This window comes from Microbacterium sp. ZW T6_19 (genome assembly GCF_044987465.1).
Classification (GTDB): domain Bacteria; phylum Actinomycetota; class Actinomycetes; order Actinomycetales; family Microbacteriaceae; genus Microbacterium; species Microbacterium natoriense_A.
This window is the reverse complement of the sequence record NZ_JBJDRH010000013.1, coordinates 38,343-56,079: the sequence shown is the minus strand read 5'-3', so window position 1 is coordinate 56,079 and position 17,737 is coordinate 38,343. Positions and strand designations below refer to the sequence as shown.

The window sequence follows — 17,737 nt, the reverse complement described above, 5'->3', positions numbered from 1 at the left end:
GTGACCGAGCCTCTGCACTCCTCTGCTGTCCCCCTCGTCGGCGTCGTGATGGGTTCCGACTCCGACTGGCGTGTGATGAGCGACGCTTCTCAGGCGCTCACCGAATTCGGCATCCCGCACGAGGTCGAGGTCGTCTCGGCGCACCGCACGCCCGACAAGCTCATGTCGTACGCGCGCGAAGCGCGGGGGCGCGGCATCCGCGTCATCATCGCCGGCGCCGGGGGAGCAGCCCACCTTCCGGGCATGCTCGCGTCGATGACCGCTCTGCCCGTCGTGGGCGTTCCTGTGCCGCTCGCGTACCTCGACGGCATGGATTCCCTGCTCTCGATCGTGCAGATGCCGGCCGGCATCCCCGTCGCCACCGTCTCGATCGGAGGGGCGAAGAACGCAGGCCTCCTCGCGGCGCGCATCCTCGGAACGTCGGATGCCGCGCTCGCCGACCGCGTCGAGGCCTACGCGCGCGACCTCGAGGCGCAGGTCGAGGCCAAGAACGAACGGCTGAAGGAGTCGCTGTGACCCTGGCCGCGCCGCGCCTCACGGGTCGGCCGCTGATCGAGACCCGACCGATGCGGTATCCCGACATCGCTGACGCCGGCACGATGACCAAGCGCGGCTGGTGGCTCGTCGTCCTGAACGTGCTTCTGCCGGGATCTGCGCAGGTTCTCGCGGGAAGCCGGCGACTGGGTCGTTTCGGTCTTGGGGCGACGTTGACGGCGTGGTTCCTCGTGATCGTCGCGGTCGGGCTCGCTCTGTTCGCGCGCCCGACGCTGCTGTGGCTGACGGTGGGCGCTGGTTGGTTCTCGGGAGTCGTGCTCACGGCTGTGCAGGTGCTGCTGGTCGGCTACGTGATCCTGTGGATCGTGCTGACCTTCGACACCCTGCGGCTCGCACGGCTGGTGAAGATACCCGGGCTGTCGAAGTTCGCCCTTCCCGTCGTCGCCCTCGTGCTGCTCGGACTCGTCGGCTCGGCGACCGGAGTGGCGGCGTCGTATGTGGGCACGGCACGCAGCACGATCTCGACTATCTTCGGCAGCAGCGGTCCGAGCCTGCCGGCGAGCGATGGGTACTACAACATCCTGCTGCTCGGCGCGGACAGCGGCGAGGGCCGTGACTCCATGCGTTTCGACAGCATCTCGGTCGTCTCGGTGAACGCCTCGACCGGGGCCGTGACGATCACCGGCATCCCGCGCGACCTGCCCAACTTCCCGTTCGCGGAGGACAGCCCGATGCGCGACCCCGACCTCGTCGGATTTGACTACCGCAACTATTTCGAGGGTCACAGCGATCCCGACTGCGGGTGGAGCTCGGGCATCAACCAGCTGACCAACGCGGTGCAGGTGTGCCGAGAGGACGACGGCGCCAGCTTGTACCCCGATGCCGTGGCGCAGGGCTCCAACCCGGAGATCGAGGCGACCAAGGACGCCGCAGAGGGCATCCTCGGCATCGAGATCCCCTATTACGTGTTCCTCGACATGAAGGGCTTCGCCAACCTCATCGACGCTCTGGGCGGTGTCGACATCAACGTCACCGAGCGGCTGCCGATGGGCGGGCCGCCTCCCGGGTCGGGCGCACACGACGTCGAGTCGTGGGCGATCGGCTGGATCGAACCAGGGCAGCAGCATATGAACGGCGACACCGCGCAGTGGTATGCGCGCTCGCGGTACACGACCAGCGACTGGGACCGCATGCTTCGTCAGCGCCAGCTGCAGCAGGCGATTCTCGCGCAGTTCACGCCCCAGACCGTGCTCACCCGGTTCAACGAGGTCGCCACGGCGGGGACGGCGATCGTGCAGACCGATCTTCCGCAGGACAAGCTGCCCGAGTTCTTCGATCTGCTGACGAAGGCGAAGGATCAGCAGGTCACGACGATCGAGCTCACGCCTGACCATGGCGTGCCTGAGACGGACATCGACTTCTCCTTCGTGCATCAGCTGGTCCAGACCACGTTGCACCCGCCGACGGCGACGCCCACCCCGACGCCCTGAACGACTCTCCCGCTCGTAGAGCGAGGAGTGCAGCGGCGAAACCAGACACGCGTACTCCGAGCGCGACATCGGGTGAACGCGGGCCAGCGCGTCTCGTCTCGCTTCGCTCGCTCACCCAACGGAAGCGCACGAAAAAGCCCACGGCCACCACCTGAGAGTGAAGGTGATGGTCGTGGGCCTCCGGTGCATGCACCGGACTCACCAGACGACGGTGATCGGAGGGGGAGGGATCACCGTCGCCCGGTCGACCCCGCGAAGCGGGATCAGAATCAGGCGTTCTTGCGGCGAGTGATTCCCACTGCCACGAGAGCACCACCGGCGACGAGAGCTGCTGCTCCGCCACCGAGGATCCACGGCGACACGCTGCCGCCCGTCAGAGCCAACTCCGTGCCGGTCCCCGTGAGCGGAAGCTCGGAGCCGGCGGCGGCGACGGTTGGGTCGTGGTCGCAGTTCGAGACGGAGTCGTGCCCGTGCGAGACCGTGATGGTCGCGGTGTACGAGCGCGAACCGCTGAACGCGATGCCATATGCCCCGTCGCCGTCGGACGGCGGACGGAACGTGAGAACGAGGCTGCCGTCGGCAGCCGCCGTGTTCCCGGATACCGCCGAGTCGGCGGCATTGAGTCCAGACACCGACACACCAACATTCTCGGACGGCTGGAACCAGCCCGCGCCGAAGACGATGGTCGAAACCTCGCAGATGTCGATGATCGGATCATCGACACTGACACTCGGGGTCCCCGCGTAGGAGCCGGACGCGGCCGTTGTGGCCGTTGCGGCGTCGGCAGCGATAGGCGCAGAGAGCACCAGAGCTCCGACAGTCAGGCTGATTGCAGCCAGTTTCTTCAGCATGTTTCTCCCCAGAAATACACGCGGAATCGCACCGGACACACCCCTGCATCCGACTGCGTGAGTTCTCCTTGTCCCCACGACAAAGTTATAGAACCCAGATATTCCCCAGTGAAAGTGACACTACATCATCATCGGGTGAAAGTCACGATGCACAGTGAAGATCAGTGCGTCGGATCTTCGGATCGTTCACGAGCGGGGTGTGATCGACCTCGGTGAGACGCTCACCGGCGCCCGTTCCGTGGAATTCGACCGTGATCGAGGTGGACTCACCGGGTGCGAGCGTGACGTCGTGCTGCACCGCGAAGCGGTCGCCGAGCATCGTGGTCTGCACGGCATCCGACTTCCCGTCTCTGTCGATGTGCGATGCGGTGGCGCCTGCCGGGCCGTAGACGGCGACCAGGGTGCGTACCGAGCCGGGAGGCACTCCGTACCACCCCGCCGCGGTGACGTAAGCGGGTAGCGCCGTCGCGGCATCGACGGGGGCGTTGTTGGTCCAGGTGACCTGGACCTGCGTCGTGGGCTCGCCCTCGCATGTGCCGATCGACGTCGAGATCTCAGCGCCCATGTAGTAGTCCATCTTGCCGCCGGTCGCATCGTTGAAGAGCGCTCCGACGTACGTCGCGGATGCGGTGTCCCTGGGCAGTGCGCCGCTGAGCGTGGAGCGCTGGATGATCGTCTGCTCGTCCTCATGCGCGCTCCAGATGCGGATGCGACCTTCGGCGGACGACTGGGCGAGCGCGGTCACCAGCTTCTTCGGTTCGGCGCCCGACATCGCACCGCTGAACAGAGCCCCGGCGGCCTGGGCGAACACCTGGTCCTGCATCGTCGGATCGGGCACGGCGGCGTAGATCTCAGACAGGAGCAGACCGACGACGTTGTCCTCATCGGCTGTGAACGGCCCGAACGCGAGCGGACCGGTCGCCGCGAGCAGGTTCTTCGTCATGACGGCGTCGACGGCGATGACGCCGTCGACCGGCGTACCGAAGCGGTTCTGCCATCGGGCGGCGATGAGGGGCGCTGCCTCGGTGAAGTCGGGGATGTTCGTGATGTTCTGCAGGTAGCGGCCGGGTCGGTCCTCGAAGAGCGCGATCGTCGACTCGCTGAGCGGAAGAGCTGTGTCGAGCGACGGGAAGTCGGCCGTGGAGGCCTGCTGACTCAAGGTGACGTGCCCGTTCTCGGCGTGCAGGAGCGCGATCGCCCCGATGATGCCGCCCGAGGAGCGCAGCTCGGCGTTGTTCTGCATCGCGATCACGTAGTTGCGGGGTTCAGTCGCACCCAACATGCTCGGCAGCAGGGCGGAGGCGCCGTGCAGTGAGCCGACCAGAGTCGTCGCCTGGGTGACGTTCGAGCGCAGTTCGCGGATAGCGTCGGCCAGCGGGGGCAGGGTGGCATCGGCGTCGATCTGCCGCGCGCTGCTCTCCGCTTCGCGCAGCGTCGACGCCGCATCCGCGAGGGAGGGCTCGATCGCGGCGAACGGAGCGAGGTCGATGGTCCCGTTGGAGAAGCCCAGGCTGGAGAGATCGATGTCGCCTGCGGCGGACAGGACCGGTCCCACGGCATCCGTCGCCACCTCGTCCGCGATGGCGGCGACCTCGCTGACCGCGGTGAAATTCGGTCCGATCCAGGGGACCACGCCGTACGCCTGCCAGATCGGGTCCGCCGTGAGGTCGTGGGCGGAAGCAGCGTGATGGGAGATGCGCTTCGCGAGCGTCTGAGCCTTGTCGAGGTCGCCCTCGCCGACGGCGGTCTTCATCTGCGAAGAGATCGTCGCGACGTGCTGCAGGTCCATCACGGCGCCGATGCCTCTGATCGTCACCCAGCCGATGGACAGGATCAGAAACGTCAGGAGTGCGCCGATGGTCCAGCCGAGCCATCGGCGATGTACCGGCAGGCGTCCATCGCTCATCCGAGCATTCAAGCACGAAGGCGAGACCGCATGCTGGGAACGAAGTGCTTTCCCAGCAAGGTTTTCCGAAGTGGCGCGCCTGTCGCGAGTCGGCGGGCGACCGGTGCCTCTAATCTTGTGCTCATGGGTGCTCGGCTGCGTGTGGTTCTGGATCAGCTCGTGCATGTCGTCGACGCCGACCAGGCTGCAGCGGCGATCGACCTCGCGGCAGGTCTCATCGAGACCGCGCCGTCGGGCTGCGATGTCGCGGCGATCGTGCCGGCCGGCTCTGCGCCTGCTCTCCCCGGTCTCGCCGACGTGCGCACCCTTGGCCTGGCGCGGCGTGAGCTTGCGGCTTCGTGGCAGCTGGGCATCGCACCAGGTGTGGGAGGGGGTCTCATCCACTCGGCGTCGCTGATGGCGCCCCTCGTGCGCCACGACCGCCTCCACGACAACGACCAGACGACGGTGACGCTGTGGGACCTGCGGGCGTGGGAGACGCCGGACGCCCTGCCCAAGACGACCGTGGCCTGGCAGCGCGCGATGCTCAGGCGTGCGGTCAAGCATGCGGATGCCATGGTCGTGCCTTCGCACGCATTCGCCTCGCGTCTTGCGGACGTGGCGAAGCTGGGGGAGAGGATCCGCGTGATCCCCGGAGCGGCGCCGCGCGGCTTCGTCGTGCCGCTCGATGCGGCGGCTCGGCGAGATGCCCTGTCCCTGCCGACACGCTACGTGGTGCTGACCGGGTGCTCCACCTCGCTCGAATCAGGGTTCCGCGCGGCGATCGCTGCCGATGCGGATGCGGTCGTGCTCGACGCCCCGGAGGGCTCGGAACCGCGCATCGCCGAGATCGCCTCGGCGGCCGGTCTTCCCGAGTCCCGCGTGCACGTGCGCGGGGCTCTTCCGCTCGAGGACCGGGCCGCGATCTTCGCCGCCGCTTCTGCCCTCGTCGCGACGGACCCCGCGATCGCGTGGCCCTGGCGTGTCGTCGAGGCCATGACGCTCGGAGTGCCGGTCGTCGCCGTGTCGAGCGGGGTGCACCGAGACGTCATCGCCGACGGGGGAGCGATCGTGCCGGAGGAGGAGATTCCGGATGCCGTCGCGGATGCCGTCGGTGCGGGGGCGCGGAGGATGAGCGTGCTGGGGAGCGACCGTGCGCGTTCGTTCTCGTGGATGAGCTCGGCGGAGCGCGTGTGGGGACTGCACGCGGACCTGTGATCGCCGTGCGCTGATCTCCTGGGAAGACGAATGAAGAGCCTTGCCGCGCGGCAAGGCTCTTCATTCATCTGTCGTCTAGGCGATGCGCATGGGGCGGACTTCGCTCAGTCGCGGATGCTCCTGGTCTTTCGCCGATAGCTCTGCCTCTTCGAGCGGGACTGGCCAGCCGATGCCGATGGTCTCGTCCGCGAGGTTGAGGAACGTGTACTCGGCGTCGGGTGACCAGTGCTCGTTGACCAGGTACGAGTATGCGGTCGAGTCCTCCAGCGTCTGAAAGGCGTTGCCGACGCCTTTGGGGACGAAGATGGCGACGGCGGGGGTGATCACAGTCGTGTAGACGCTTCCGAACCCCGGGCCCTCGCGAAGGTCGACCCAGGCGCCGAAAACGCTGCCGGTGGAGACTGAGATGAACTTGTCCCACGGCTCCGCGTGGATGCCGCGAGTGGTGCCGCGTGTCTTGTTGAACGAAACGTTGTTCTGAACGGGACCGAGGTCCGGAAGACCGAGGTCCACCATCTTCTGGCGCTGCCAGTTCTCCTTGAACCATCCGCGGTTGTCGCCGTGGACCGGGATGTCCCAGCGCTGAAGACCCTCGATCGATGTCGTATGGAGAGCGAGTGGGAGACCGAACTCGAGTTCCGTGCTCACTGACCGGCCTCCGCGTACTTCGCCTCCGTGGCCGCCTTCTGCGGCCGCCACCAATCCTCGTTGTCGCGGTACCACCGGACGGTGTCCACGATGCCCGTGCTGAACTCCGAGAATCGAGGTGCCCAGTCCAACTCGTCGCGGAGCTTGGACCAATCGATCGCGTACCGCCGATCGTGTCCTGGCCGGTCGGCGACGAGGTCGTAGTCATCCGCCGGGCGACCCACGGCGGCGAGGATCAGTTCGATGACCTCGCGGTTGCTCTTCTCGCCGTCGGCGCCGATGAGATACGTCTCGCCGATACGGCCGGCGTCGAGGATACGCAGGACTGCCGACGAATGGTCATCGGCGTGAATCCAGTCGCGGACATTGAGTCCGTCGCCATAGAGACGGGGGCGGATGCCGTCGATGAGGTTCGTGATCTGTCGCGGGATGAACTTCTCGACGTGCTGGCGGGGACCGTAGTTGTTGGAGCAGTTGCTGATCGTGGCGCGGACGCCGAAGGAGCGTACCCAGGCGCGCACCAGCAGGTCGGAGCCGGCTTTCGTCGACGAGTACGGGCTGGACGGGTTGTACGGCGTCTCCTCGGTGAACCGGGAAGGGTCGTCCAACTCGAGATCGCCGTACACCTCATCGGTGGAGATGTGGTGGAAGCGGATGCCGGTGCGGCGCGCGGCTTCGAGGAGCGTGAACGTTCCGATGAGGTTGGTCTCGACGAACGGCGCCGGACTGCTCAGCGAGTTGTCGTTGTGGGACTCTGCCGCGTAATGCACGACTGCATCGTGGTCTGCGAAAAGTCCGCCGACCAGTTCCGCGTCGCAGATGTCTCCCTCGACGAGACGGAAGCGATCCGCGGGCAGGCCGCTGAGCGAGGCGCGATCGCCGGCATAGGTCAGCTTGTCGAGCACCGTCACGGTGTCATCGGTGTTCTCGAGAACGTAGTGGACGAAGTTGGAGCCGATGAACCCGGCGCCTCCGGTAACCAAGAGCTTTCGCATCCATCAATACTACTGGCCGCCGTAGCGGCAGATTTGGCGGGACACTGTGCGATGGATGACACTAGACGGCATGCGTGGCATTATTCTCGCCGGCGGTACCGGCTCGCGGCTCCATCCCATCACCATGGGTGTCTCCAAACAGCTGGTCCCGGTCTACGACAAGCCGATGATCTACTATCCGCTGACCACGCTCATGCTTGCGGGTATCCGGGACATCCTGATCATCACAACACCGCACGATGCTGATCAGTTCCAGCGTCTTCTCGGCGACGGCTCGCGGTTCGGTGTGTCATTGACCTACGTCCAGCAGCATTCTCCGGACGGGCTCGCTCAGGCCTTCACACTCGGTGCAGACCACATCGGCAACGATACGGCCGCGCTCGTGCTGGGAGACAACATCTTCTACGGGCCGGGCATGGGATCGCACCTGCGTGAGTACACCGACCTCACCGGTGCAGCTGTGTTCGGCTACTGGGTCGCCGATCCGACCGCGTACGGTGTCGTCGAGTTCGACGCTCAGGGACGTGCTCTTTCGATCGAAGAGAAGCCGGCGGTGCCGAAGAGCAACTACGCGATTCCGGGGTTGTACTTCTACGACAACGATGTCGTCGAGATCGCGAAGGATCTCAGGCCGTCGGCGCGTGGTGAACTCGAGATCACCGATCTGAACCGCGTCTATCTGGATCGTGGTGAGCTGCAGGTGCAGATCCTGCCGCGCGGAACCGCATGGCTTGACACGGGCACATTCGATTCTCTCAGCGAAGCGACCGAGTTCATCCGCACTGTTCAGAAGCGCCAGGGTCTCTCGATCGGCTGCCCGGAAGAAGTCGCGTGGAGGATGGGCTTCCTCAGCGACGACGAGCTTCGTGACCGAGCTGAACCGCTGGTGAAGAGCGGATACGGCAAGTATCTGCTCGAGGTGCTCGCTCACGGCGCCGTTCGCTGATTCTCATCGCGCCCGCGGTGCGGGCGCTGGCCGATCGTCGCGGACCGAGGTCGGTATCCGCCGTCAGCCCCGCGCCATCACCTCGCGAATGATGGCGGCGTCACCCCACACGCCGGGGGAATCGTAGGGCCGGTCGGGGAACGCGCCGTATTCGAGTGAGATCGGGAGTCCGTTCTCGGCTATGAACCTCTCGACCTGCTCCGCGAGCGACAGAGGCTCTCCGGTGCTGCAGTTCAGCGTGCCGGTGATGTCCACAGCATCCGTCAGTGCTGCGAGCTGACGCCCGAGCTCTTCGACGCGGATGAAGTCGAAGAGGTTCTTGCCGGTCGTGAACGGGAACACCGCCTTGCCTTCGTCGACGGCTTCGAGGAGCTTGCGGAAGATCGAGTTGCTCCGGCGATCGTCTCCATAGATGTAGTACGCGCGAGCCCAGGCGAGCGAGACGGAGTCGGGGAGCGCGAGAGGGAGCGCGCGTCGCAGCGCCTCCTTCGCGATGCCGTACTGGGACTTGGGATCGGTGGGCGTTTCGGCAGTTATCGCGCCTTCCCAGTAGCCGACCTCGTGCATGGTGCCGAGCGCCACGATCCTGGCTGTTCCTGCCGCAGCGGCCGCGTTCAGAAGGCGGTAGTGCGCGGAGAGCTGCCCCATGTGCGCGGGGGAGTTGTGGACGAAGCCGTCCTTCCACGCGAGGTGGACAAGGCTCCGGGCGTCGCCCCACGCATCGACGTCAAAGTCGGGCGCGAGGATGTCGGCCTCGAGACGACTGGCGCGGGGATCGATCTCGGACTGCGATCCGGGACGCACAACGGCGACCACCTCGTGACCTCGATCGGCCAGGGCGGTGACCACATGCGGACCGAGATACCCTCCGGCACCTGTGACGACCACGCGGGACGAGGATTCCGTCATAGTTCTCACCGTTCTCTTACCCGCGTCTACCGTGCGGCAGACGTTCTCGACGAGGCTACCGGATCGCAGAGCCCCGTCAGCGGCTCGACGGGATGGCTACGGTAGAGTGAGCAGGTTGGTTTGACGATTGTGGAGCAAGGTGGATACGGAAGCTCGATACAGGCTGCTTGCTGCTTCGCCGTTCACGCGCACGGACTCCTCAGGACTCGTCACAGAAGCGCGTGGCGGAAAGCTGCGCGAGATCTTCCATCGCCGTGAGCTGCTCGGACTCCTCGTGCGTCGCGACCTCCAAGCGAGGTACCGCGACAGCGTCCTCGGTTTCCTGTGGACGGTCATCAGACCGATCATCGTCTTCGTCATGTACTTCGTGGTGCTCGGGAAGTTCCTTCGCGCAGCCGAAGGGGTGCCGGATTTCGCGGTCTACCTGTTCGCTGGCCTCACTCTCTACAGCTTCTTCAGTGAGATGGTGGTGGGGTCGGCGAGTTCGATCATCGCGAATGCGGGCCTGGTGAAGAAGATCTATCTTCCCAGGGAGATCTTCCCTCTGGCCAGCGTCGGCGGCGCAGCAGTCATGTTCCTCATCCAGTGCGGCGTTCTGCTCGCGGCGGCGCTCATTTTCGGGGCACTGCCGGACGATCTCTTCCAGACCTTGTGGTTCTTCCCCTCCGTCGCGCTGATCCTCGTGTACGGGGTCGCGCTGGGCATCTTCCTCGCGGCGGTCAACGTATATCTCCGCGACGTGCAGTATCTGCTGGAACTGCTGATCATGCTCGCCATGTGGGCGTCCCCGATCGTGTACTCGTGGCAGATGGCGGCCAGCGCCTTCGCGAGCTTCAATCTTCCGTCGTGGCTGTTCGAGGTGTATCTGAACAGCCCGGTCACGCTAGGGGTCCTCGGGTTCCATCGAGCATTCTGGGGGAGCGGCACCGCTGCCGACTACCCGTCGCACCTGGGGCTGCGCATACTCATCGCGTTCGTCGTCGGTCTCATTTTGATGTTCTTCGCCCATCGCGTCTTCAAGCGACTGCAGGGCAACTTCGCACAGGAGCTGTGATGGTCGTCTCTGCTGAGCCCGGTCCCGTCGTCGTGCGCGTGGAAGAAGTCTCCAAGACCTTCCTCGTGCGCAAGGACAACACGCTCAAAGATCGCGTCTTCCATCTCGGCAAGCTTGGCCGAGAGCACCGGGAGCGGTTCACCGCCGTCGACGACGTGACCATCGACATACAGGCGGGCACCACGGTCGGTCTGCTCGGAGCGAACGGGTCCGGGAAGAGCACCCTGCTCAAGCTCATCGGCGGCATCGTCGCGCCCACAACGGGGACGATTTACTCCCGAGGCCGCATGGCAGCCCTGCTGGAGCTTGGGGCCGGTTTCCACCCGGATCTCAGCGGTCGCGAGAACGTCTATCTGAACGCGGCCATCCTCGGGTTGAGTCGAGACGAGGTCGACAAGCAGTTCGACGCGATCCACGACTTCAGCGGTATCGGCGACTTCATCGACACGCAGGTGAAGTTCTACTCCTCGGGGATGTTCGTCCGTCTCGCTTTCGCGGTCGCTGTCCACACCGATCCGGACGTGCTACTGGTCGACGAGGTGCTGGCTGTCGGCGACGAGGCATTCCAACGCAAGTGCATGGAGCGCATCGCGCAGTTCCGCTCGGAGGGCCGCACGATCGTGCTCGTGTCGCACTCGGCTTCTCAGGTGCAGGAGTTGTGCGATCGCGCGATCGTGCTCAAGGAAGGCGAAGTCGTCTTCGACGGAGATGTCAACGAAGGCGTCGCGGTCCTGCGGCACGTGTTGGAAGGTCGTCGCCACGACGGGCGATCAGATGATGATTCCGGCCAGCCGATCGAAGCGGTGGCCATCACGCTTCATGATGATTCCGGTGCCGAGGTCGACGCCGTGAGCGTCGGAGAGTCGCTCGTCGTGCGCATTCATGTCCGTGCGAATCAGGCGATGCCGAACTGGGCGGCCGGTTTCAGTATCGACACCACCGTAGGACAGATGACCATCGCCTCGAATACGGAGCGGCTGGGGATCACACTGCCGGAGATACCATCGGGGGAGAACCACGTCGATTTTCGTATCGAGGAAGTGTTCCTCAACTCGGGCCAGTACTACGTGAACGCCAACGTGTCCGAAGTGATCGACATCAATTCAAGCAGCCTCATGCAAGGCAAGATGTTCACCGTGCACGATCGGACGAAGACGCTCGGCTCGGTCGCGGCGAGGATCACGGCCGCAACTTCCTGAGTACGCGTCTCGACAGCGGAACTGGCGCTCCGGAGCAGTTGTCACCTGTTCCGGCGCGTCTTCATCCTGCTCTCGAGGTCGCTGATCTTCTGCGCCATTTCATTGTTGGCGCGGTCCAACTCGAGAATCTTCGCTTCGAGGGACTCGATGTGACGCCGATGGTGACCACCCATCGATTTGTCTCGTGACTCGGGATAGTCAGCGGCATGGACAGGCTTGCGAACGAAATCGATCAGCGGACCGAGCGACCTATCCCATGTCATCTCCAGTGCGAAGGCCCGCACGTTCTCGCGGATCGCAAGAACGTCGCCGCCGAACATCACCTCTTCGAGCGCGGCGGCCAGGGCATCGACGTCCTGCTGCGGAACGACGGCTCCTAGACGGTGGTCGCGGATGATCGGCGCGAACCCGTCGCCGTCCGTCGCAACGATCGGCAGTCCCGCCCAGAGGTAGTCGAGGATCCTCGTGCGGAAGCTGAAATCCGTCTCGATGTGCTGGTTGTGTGTGCTGACGGCCACATCGGCGTCCAGCAGGTAGTTGATGCGGTCGTCGTAGTCGACCCATTCCATGTTGAAGAAGACGTGCGAGTCGACGAGTCCGAGTTCTTCAGCGAGTCGCAGCGTGTCCGTCGCCATGCGGGACTCGTGGACGTCGGAGTTGGGGTACTTCATGCCCAGGAAATACAGTTTCACCTCGGGGCGACGCTGAGACAGCCGATGCACGGCTCTCACGAGGGTGAGCGGGTCGAACCAGTTGTAGATTCCGCCGCCCCAGATGATGACCTTGTCGTCGGAGCTGATTCCGTCGACCGAACTGCGGATGCCCTGTCTGGTCTGCACGGGCTCATCATCGGACACGCCGAACGGCACGACGTCGATGAGCGCGCGCAGGCTGTGATCGGCGTCGTAGCTCTCAGGAGAGATGCGCCCGAGCGCCCCCAGATGACCCAGCCAGAAATCTCTTTGCTTCTCCGACGCGCAGATGATGTAGTCCGCGCGTCTGAGCTGGGTCGTGAGCATGTCGACGCAGTAGTCGACGAGGAACTTCCTCGACTCCTCACCCTCGTCCTTCCCTGACTCCAGCACTTCGAGGTGCAGAGGGTCGTATGCATCGACGACGATGATGATTTCCGACTCGACGATCCAGGGGTGAAGCGCGAATGCCTCTCCCTGTCCGATGAGCACGTCAGCCCAGGCGACGTGCTCTCTCAGCTCTTCCGTGCTCGCGGTGAGGACTGGGAAAGCCGCATGCTCGAGAGCGGCGCCCTTGAGTGAGACCAGACGAACCTCCGCCAGTCGGCCGAGTCGTCTGGCGATCTCCCAGGCGCGGATAGCTGGACCGCCCATCCTCCGCCCGAGCGTATCGGGCGTGATGATCAGTATGCGTGGAGCCTCGGATGCCGATTCGGTGCGGGTGGGGTCCGTCATTCGGTACGCCTCTCGGTCCAGAGTTGGTGGTGGCGTCGGGGTGGTGGGCGAGCGACAACAGCGCCGCGCCTTTCTCAGTCGGGCAATACTATCCCGGCGCGCGTGCCTCGAATCGAACGGCCAGGTGGACGCGGTGGCGCGTGCGCGCGGCACCCCGCCACAGGGAGACGCCGGGAGCTACGGCTATACTCGACTGGTTGTCGATCCCGTGGAGGACCCCTGTGAAGCGCATCGCGTTCTACCTTTTCTGGGACAAGGACGGACGGGTCGATCGCTACGTCTCGTATTGCTTGGAGAAGCTGCGCGAACACGTTGAGCACGTCGTCGTCGTCTCCAACGGCCCACTCGACGATGCCGGGCGTGCGGAGCTCGAGCGCGTCGCAGACGACGTATGGGAGCGCGAGAACGTGGGCTTCGACGTCTGGGGTTACAAGGAGGGGCTGGAGAAGTTCGGATTCGACCGCCTGGCCGAGTACGACGAACTGATTCTGCTGAACTACACGTTCTTCGGGCCGATGTACCCGTTCTCGGAGATGTTCGATCGAGCGGACTCGTGGGAAGTGGATTTCTGGGGTATCACCGAGCACGCCGAGGTGCGCCCGCATCCGTTCGCCGCTAAAGGTGTGCTTGCCCGCCACATCCAGTCGCACTGGATCGCTGTGCGCAAGCCCATGCTCGCGTCGCCGGCGTTCCGCGAGTATTGGGCTGACATGCCCATGATCACGAGTTACGAGCAGTCGGTCGACCGGCACGAGGCGAGGTTCACCCAGCACTTCGAGGATCGCGGCTTCTCTTCAGACGTGCTGTTCCGCGGAGCCGACTACTCCAGCCTCAACCCGATACTGGACGAGGTCGTGCAGCTCACGGCAGACCGTTGTCCGATCCTGAAGAGGCGCACGTTCTTCCACAGCCCCTTGTACTTCTCGGACTACGCGATCATCGGGCGTGACGTGATGGAGATACTCGAGAGCACGTCGGACTACCCGCTCGAACTCGTCTGGGAGAACATCGCACGGACCGCCGAGCCGCGGGTCGCGGCGACGAATTTCTCGCTGTACCGCATCTACTCCGACGCGTTGGAGATCGGTTCCGAGCAACTCGATCGCGTGCGCAAGATGCGCGCTCTCGTAGCAGTGCACTGCTACTACGAGGACATGATCGATGAGCTCATGGACCATGTGGAGATGCTTCCCTGCGAGCGGCACGTGGCTGTCACCACGGACACCGAGCAGAAGCGCGAGTATCTGGAAGCGGCGCTGGCCCGTCGGGGGGAGTCCTCCTACGAAGTCCGGGTGACGCAGTCCAACGCCGGCCGCGACGTGTCCGCCTTCCTGCTCGGGTGCGCTGACCTGCTGCGCGATGACAGCTTCGACATCGTGGTCAAGCTGCACTCGAAACGCTCACCTCAAGACGGGGTCGTGGCGGGTGGATGGTTCAAGCGGCACTTGTTCGGAAACCTCCTGCACTCCCCGAACTACGCAGCGAATGTCGTGAGCCTTTTCGAGGAGCGTCCTGAGATCGGGATGGTGATTCCGCCGATCATCCACATCGGGTTCCCCACCCTGGGCAACTCCTGGTATCTGAACAAGGTGCCCGCGGCGCGCCTCAGCAAGCAGCTCGGAATCACGACGCCGCTTGACGAATCCACACCGCTTTCCGCGTACGGTTCGATGTTCATCGCTCGTCCGCGCGCGTTGCGCACCCTCGTCGACGCGGGGCTCACCTGGGCCGACTTCGAAGATGAAGAATACGGCGATGGTTCGCTGGCGCATGTCATCGAGCGCTTGTTCACCTACGCGTCACTCGGGGCGGGAATGCCTGTGTACACGGTGCAGAGCACCGAACTCGCATCGATCAACTTCGCTTCCCTGGAGTTCAAGTTGCAGAACTTCAGCCAGACTCTCGTCGGGACCGTGATGCAGCAGCGTGACCACCTCGATCGTCTCGCGAACGGGCCCACCATGCTCAGCGTAGGGAAACGGGTCGTCCATACGCGGCTGCCGTGGCTTTCTCGGTTGCTGTATCCGATGTACGACGCGGGACGAAGAACTTACGTACGGTGGAGGACTATGCGCGGGCCTGGAAAGAAGCAGACTTCGTGAGTGATGTGCGCGGACCGCTGAGCATCGCTCAGGCGTTCAATCCCAGATCGAACTCGCTGGACTTCCTGCGGTGGCTGATGGCCTTTCTCGTCATCTTCTCGCATTCCGGTCCGGTCGCCGGATTCTACGGCGGCCATGACCTCGGTGTTCAGATCTCTGATGAGCAGTCCCTCGGCGGGGTTGCGGTGGCCGGATTCTTCTTCTTCTCCGGTTTTCTCATCACGAAGTCCCGGATGGGGAGATCGACGATCTGGCGATACTTCTGGAGGCGCTGCCTGCGGATCTTCCCAGCCTTCTGGGCGGCGCTCGTCCTCACAGTGGTGCTCCTGGCCCCGATCGCGTGGCATTTGGAGAAAGGCACGTTCGACGGCTATTGGTCCGCCGCGGTCGAGGCGCCGACGACGTACTTCATCGACAACATGTTCCTCACCCTCGGCCAGCGCAACATCGCCGGACTCGGGGAGACGGTTCCGTACTTCCTCAACCATGGAGCGCGCGACTGGAACGGGTCGGCGTGGACGTTGTCGTACGAGTTCCTCTGCTACATCGTCGTGGGCCTGCTCGGTCTCTTCGGGGCGCTGGCGTCCAAGCGGTTCGCCACGGCGTTCGCCGTGGTCGTGATCGCCCTGAACGCCCTGCAATGGCTCGGCGCGGGAAACATCGCCGGACTCAACCGCGTGCTCGCCGACCCCTTCATGCTGATGTTCTTCGCGCCGTTCGCATTCGGGATGCTCTTCGCGCTCCATGGAGACAAGATCATCATCGATGATCGCATCGCCATCGGGATGCTGGGGCTCGGGTTGTTCACCTACGCTTTCGGGGGCTGGAACGTCATCGGTCAGTACGGCTTTCTCTACTTCCTCATGTGGGTGGGCGTCCGTCTTCCTCTGACGCGATGGGCACGTTTCGGGGACTTTTCCTATGGCATCTACATCTATGCGTGGCCGCTGATGACGCTCGCGACGTACTTCGGGTTGCAAAAGTACGGCTGGATCGTCTATCACGTGGTGATCGTGGTCGCCGTGCATCTCCTGGCGATCGGTTCGTGGCACCTCATCGAGAAGCCGGCCATGTCACTCAAGGACTGGACGCCCAAGCCGCTGACCGCATTCCTTCGCTGGATGTCGCCGATGACGACCAGAGTCAAACGCCGCATCGTCAACCCTGACTTCTCGTCGACCCGTTTCGCCGAGACTCTGCGCACGAGCGAAGGTTCGAAGTCGTGACCGCCGCTCCTTCATTGCACTCCATGCACAGCGTGGAGCGGGACAAGCCGCGTTCGCGCGCGCAGCGCATCGCCTACTACCTGCCGCTGACGATCTTGATGGTTGCGGTGCTCGTGATGACGATCATCGGCCTCGGCGCTCGCCAGGCTACTCGGGCCGAAGCAGCCCAGCAGCAGGAGACGGCGCTCGCGCAACCATCCCAGTCGAGCACCCTCCCCGACAGTTGTGTATCTCCGGGCTTTCCCACCCACCCCGCGGACCTCTGGACGGGGGAGCAGACGGCAGCGTCGGAGGCAGCGTTCGCCGCGCACCCCGACGTGCTCGGGATGCGCGCCGAAGGACGCGATGGTTTCGAGTTCTGGGGTGATGCGCAGTCGTACAACATCTCTCAGGCGCTGGGGCGCGCCCCGTGGCTGGACAGCCAGCTCGCGCAATGGCTGACCTACTTCGGCGATCTCGATGCGAAGCTGCGAGAGGACGGTCGCGAGTTGCTGATCGTGGTGGCTCCCGCGAAGTGGGAGTTGTATCGGGACAAGCTGCCCGAGTGGACTGACGCGCTGCAGGGGAAAACTCACCTCGAGCAGTTCCTGGAGCATTCGGGCGAGCTGCCCGTCGTCGATGTACGGGCGGCGATGCGTGATGCGAAGCAGGACGCCCCCGTGTACTCGGCGGTCAACACGCACTGGACACCGTTCGGCGCCTATGCGGCCTGGGAGCAGACCGTTCTCTGCGCGTCTGCTCTCTATCCGGACTCCGTCTGGTCGCAGCTTCAGCTTCCGGCGACGGAGGGCGTCGAGCTCAGCACCGCACCGAACGAGTTCACGGCGTACGGCAGTACGGCAACCGCCGACGACTGGGCGACACCGGTATTGCCGGCCGGCGACCCCATCCAGTCGACCATCACCGGAGCAGACGGCGTGAAACGGGACGGTCCCGTTGACGGATCGGTTGGCCTCTTGGAGATGCCCGCGCTGACGCAGTCGCCCTCGGGCATCGGCCGGGCCCTCATCATGCGCGATTCGATGGGCGAGGCGCTCGCCCCGGCATGGGCGCAGGCGTTCGAGCAGACCTGCCAGGTGCGCCACATGTTGGACTATCCGGATCAGCGACCCGACGTCGTCGCAGAGGCGGAGAAGTGCGATGCCGACACGGTGCTCTACATCTTCACCGAGCGCTATTTCGCGCAGATGCCCCCGACGGTCCCAGTCGGCTGAGCTGCTCTGCTGATCTCGGTCGAGGCTGCCGGGGGTATCCGCGTGGAGGCGAGACCAGGGAGCCCCTTGTCTCCGGCC

At 64.6% G+C, this 17,737-nt stretch carries 14 protein-coding genes and 1 pseudogene; 9 read left to right on the top strand and 6 right to left on the bottom strand.

Annotation, left to right across the window (positions count from 1 at the left end; all coding sequences use genetic code 11):
- Nucleotides 1-48 precede the first annotated feature (48 nt).
- Both purE and ACI3KT_RS16720 read left to right on the top strand, forming a co-directional pair.
- Entirely contained in the window at nucleotides 49-516 is a 468-nt protein-coding gene (purE, locus tag ACI3KT_RS16725) for a 5-(carboxyamino)imidazole ribonucleotide mutase (RefSeq protein WP_292909947.1), read from the top strand.
- Complete coding sequence (locus ACI3KT_RS16720) at nucleotides 513-1,985, top strand: LCP family protein (RefSeq protein ID WP_404905636.1); 1,473 nt, start codon at nucleotides 513-515, stop codon at nucleotides 1,983-1,985. The genes purE and ACI3KT_RS16720 overlap by 4 nt, the downstream gene beginning before the upstream one ends.
- 269 nt (nucleotides 1,986-2,254) lie before the next feature.
- Here ACI3KT_RS16720 and ACI3KT_RS16715 read toward each other — a convergent pair whose 3' ends face one another.
- Both ACI3KT_RS16715 and ACI3KT_RS16710 read right to left on the bottom strand, forming a co-directional pair.
- Nucleotides 2,255-2,836, bottom strand: coding sequence for a hypothetical protein (locus ACI3KT_RS16715; protein ID WP_404905635.1), 582 nt, complete (start codon nucleotides 2,834-2,836; stop codon nucleotides 2,255-2,257).
- A 142-nt stretch (nucleotides 2,837-2,978) separates the two neighbouring features.
- Complete coding sequence (locus tag ACI3KT_RS16710; protein ID WP_404905634.1) at nucleotides 2,979-4,742, bottom strand: DUF4012 domain-containing protein; 1,764 nt, start codon at nucleotides 4,740-4,742, stop codon at nucleotides 2,979-2,981.
- Nucleotides 4,743-4,865: 123 nt separating this feature from the next.
- On the opposite strand from ACI3KT_RS16710, the gene ACI3KT_RS16705 reads away from it, so the two are divergent.
- Entirely contained in the window at nucleotides 4,866-5,939 is a 1,074-nt protein-coding gene (locus ACI3KT_RS16705; protein WP_404905633.1) for a glycosyltransferase, read from the top strand.
- Nucleotides 5,940-6,029: 90 nt separating this feature from the next.
- Here ACI3KT_RS16705 and ACI3KT_RS16700 read toward each other — a convergent pair.
- Nucleotides 6,030-6,587 (bottom strand): annotated as a pseudogene (locus tag ACI3KT_RS16700) (dTDP-4-dehydrorhamnose 3,5-epimerase family protein); the annotation flags it as partial.
- Nucleotides 6,584-7,582 (bottom strand): dTDP-glucose 4,6-dehydratase, encoded by a 999-nt coding sequence (rfbB, locus tag ACI3KT_RS16695; protein WP_404905632.1) that lies wholly within the window; start codon nucleotides 7,580-7,582, stop codon nucleotides 6,584-6,586. The gene rfbB and the pseudogene ACI3KT_RS16700, both read right to left, overlap by 4 nt.
- A 70-nt stretch (nucleotides 7,583-7,652) precedes the next feature.
- Between rfbB and rfbA the strand changes: the two genes are divergently transcribed.
- Nucleotides 7,653-8,528, top strand: coding sequence for a glucose-1-phosphate thymidylyltransferase RfbA (gene rfbA / locus ACI3KT_RS16690; protein ID WP_404905631.1), 876 nt, complete (start codon nucleotides 7,653-7,655; stop codon nucleotides 8,526-8,528).
- A 63-nt stretch (nucleotides 8,529-8,591) separates the two neighbouring features.
- On the opposite strand, the gene ACI3KT_RS16685 is transcribed toward rfbA, so the two are convergent.
- The gene (locus tag ACI3KT_RS16685) at nucleotides 8,592-9,437 is read right to left on the bottom strand and encodes an NAD-dependent epimerase/dehydratase family protein (protein ID WP_404905630.1); all 846 of its coding nucleotides are present in this window, start codon (nucleotides 9,435-9,437) and stop codon (nucleotides 8,592-8,594) included.
- 139 nt (nucleotides 9,438-9,576) lie between these two features.
- Between ACI3KT_RS16685 and ACI3KT_RS16680 the strand changes: the two genes are divergently transcribed.
- Nucleotides 9,577-10,491, top strand: coding sequence for an ABC transporter permease (locus tag ACI3KT_RS16680; RefSeq protein ID WP_404905629.1), 915 nt, complete (start codon nucleotides 9,577-9,579; stop codon nucleotides 10,489-10,491).
- 65 nt (nucleotides 10,492-10,556) lie between these two features.
- Nucleotides 10,557-11,690, top strand: coding sequence for an ABC transporter ATP-binding protein (locus ACI3KT_RS16675; protein ID WP_404905628.1), 1,134 nt, complete (start codon nucleotides 10,557-10,559; stop codon nucleotides 11,688-11,690).
- A 41-nt stretch (nucleotides 11,691-11,731) separates the two neighbouring features.
- On the opposite strand, the gene ACI3KT_RS16670 is transcribed toward ACI3KT_RS16675, so the two are convergent.
- Complete coding sequence (locus ACI3KT_RS16670; RefSeq protein WP_404905627.1) at nucleotides 11,732-13,117, bottom strand: glycosyltransferase family 4 protein; 1,386 nt, start codon at nucleotides 13,115-13,117, stop codon at nucleotides 11,732-11,734.
- 221 nt (nucleotides 13,118-13,338) lie between these two features.
- Here ACI3KT_RS16670 and ACI3KT_RS16665 point away from each other — a divergent pair, with 221 nt between their 5' ends.
- The 3 genes from ACI3KT_RS16665 to ACI3KT_RS16655 are packed head-to-tail and all read left to right on the top strand — an operon-like array spanning nucleotide 13,339 to nucleotide 17,659.
- A complete protein-coding gene (locus ACI3KT_RS16665; protein ID WP_404905626.1) occupies nucleotides 13,339-15,219 on the top strand; it encodes a rhamnan synthesis F family protein in 1,881 nt (626 codons plus the stop codon).
- Nucleotides 15,216-16,445 (top strand): acyltransferase family protein, encoded by a 1,230-nt coding sequence (locus ACI3KT_RS16660; RefSeq protein ID WP_404905625.1) that lies wholly within the window; start codon nucleotides 15,216-15,218, stop codon nucleotides 16,443-16,445. The genes ACI3KT_RS16665 and ACI3KT_RS16660 overlap by 4 nt, the downstream gene beginning before the upstream one ends.
- The gene (locus ACI3KT_RS16655) at nucleotides 16,442-17,659 is read left to right on the top strand and encodes a hypothetical protein (RefSeq protein ID WP_404905624.1); all 1,218 of its coding nucleotides are present in this window, start codon (nucleotides 16,442-16,444) and stop codon (nucleotides 17,657-17,659) included. The genes ACI3KT_RS16660 and ACI3KT_RS16655 overlap by 4 nt, the downstream gene beginning before the upstream one ends.
- Nucleotides 17,660-17,737: the final 78 nt, after the last annotated feature.

What these genes read in the sequence shown, in the direction of transcription:
- purE (WP_292909947.1), top strand. Translation starts at nt 49, where the DNA reads ATGGGTTCCGACTCCGACTGGCGTGTGATGAGCGACGCTTCTCAGGCG.
- ACI3KT_RS16715 (WP_404905635.1), bottom strand. Translation starts at nt 2,836, where the DNA reads ATGCTGAAGAAACTGGCTGCAATCAGCCTGACTGTCGGAGCTCTGGTG.
- ACI3KT_RS16710 (WP_404905634.1), bottom strand. Translation starts at nt 4,742, where the DNA reads ATGAGCGATGGACGCCTGCCGGTACATCGCCGATGGCTCGGCTGGACC.
- ACI3KT_RS16705 (WP_404905633.1), top strand. Translation starts at nt 4,866, where the DNA reads ATGGGTGCTCGGCTGCGTGTGGTTCTGGATCAGCTCGTGCATGTCGTC.
- rfbB (WP_404905632.1), bottom strand. Translation starts at nt 7,582, where the DNA reads ATGCGAAAGCTCTTGGTTACCGGAGGCGCCGGGTTCATCGGCTCCAAC.
- rfbA (WP_404905631.1), top strand. Translation starts at nt 7,653, where the DNA reads ATGCGTGGCATTATTCTCGCCGGCGGTACCGGCTCGCGGCTCCATCCC.
- ACI3KT_RS16685 (WP_404905630.1), bottom strand. Translation starts at nt 9,437, where the DNA reads ATGACGGAATCCTCGTCCCGCGTGGTCGTCACAGGTGCCGGAGGGTAT.
- ACI3KT_RS16670 (WP_404905627.1), bottom strand. Translation starts at nt 13,117, where the DNA reads ATGACGGACCCCACCCGCACCGAATCGGCATCCGAGGCTCCACGCATA.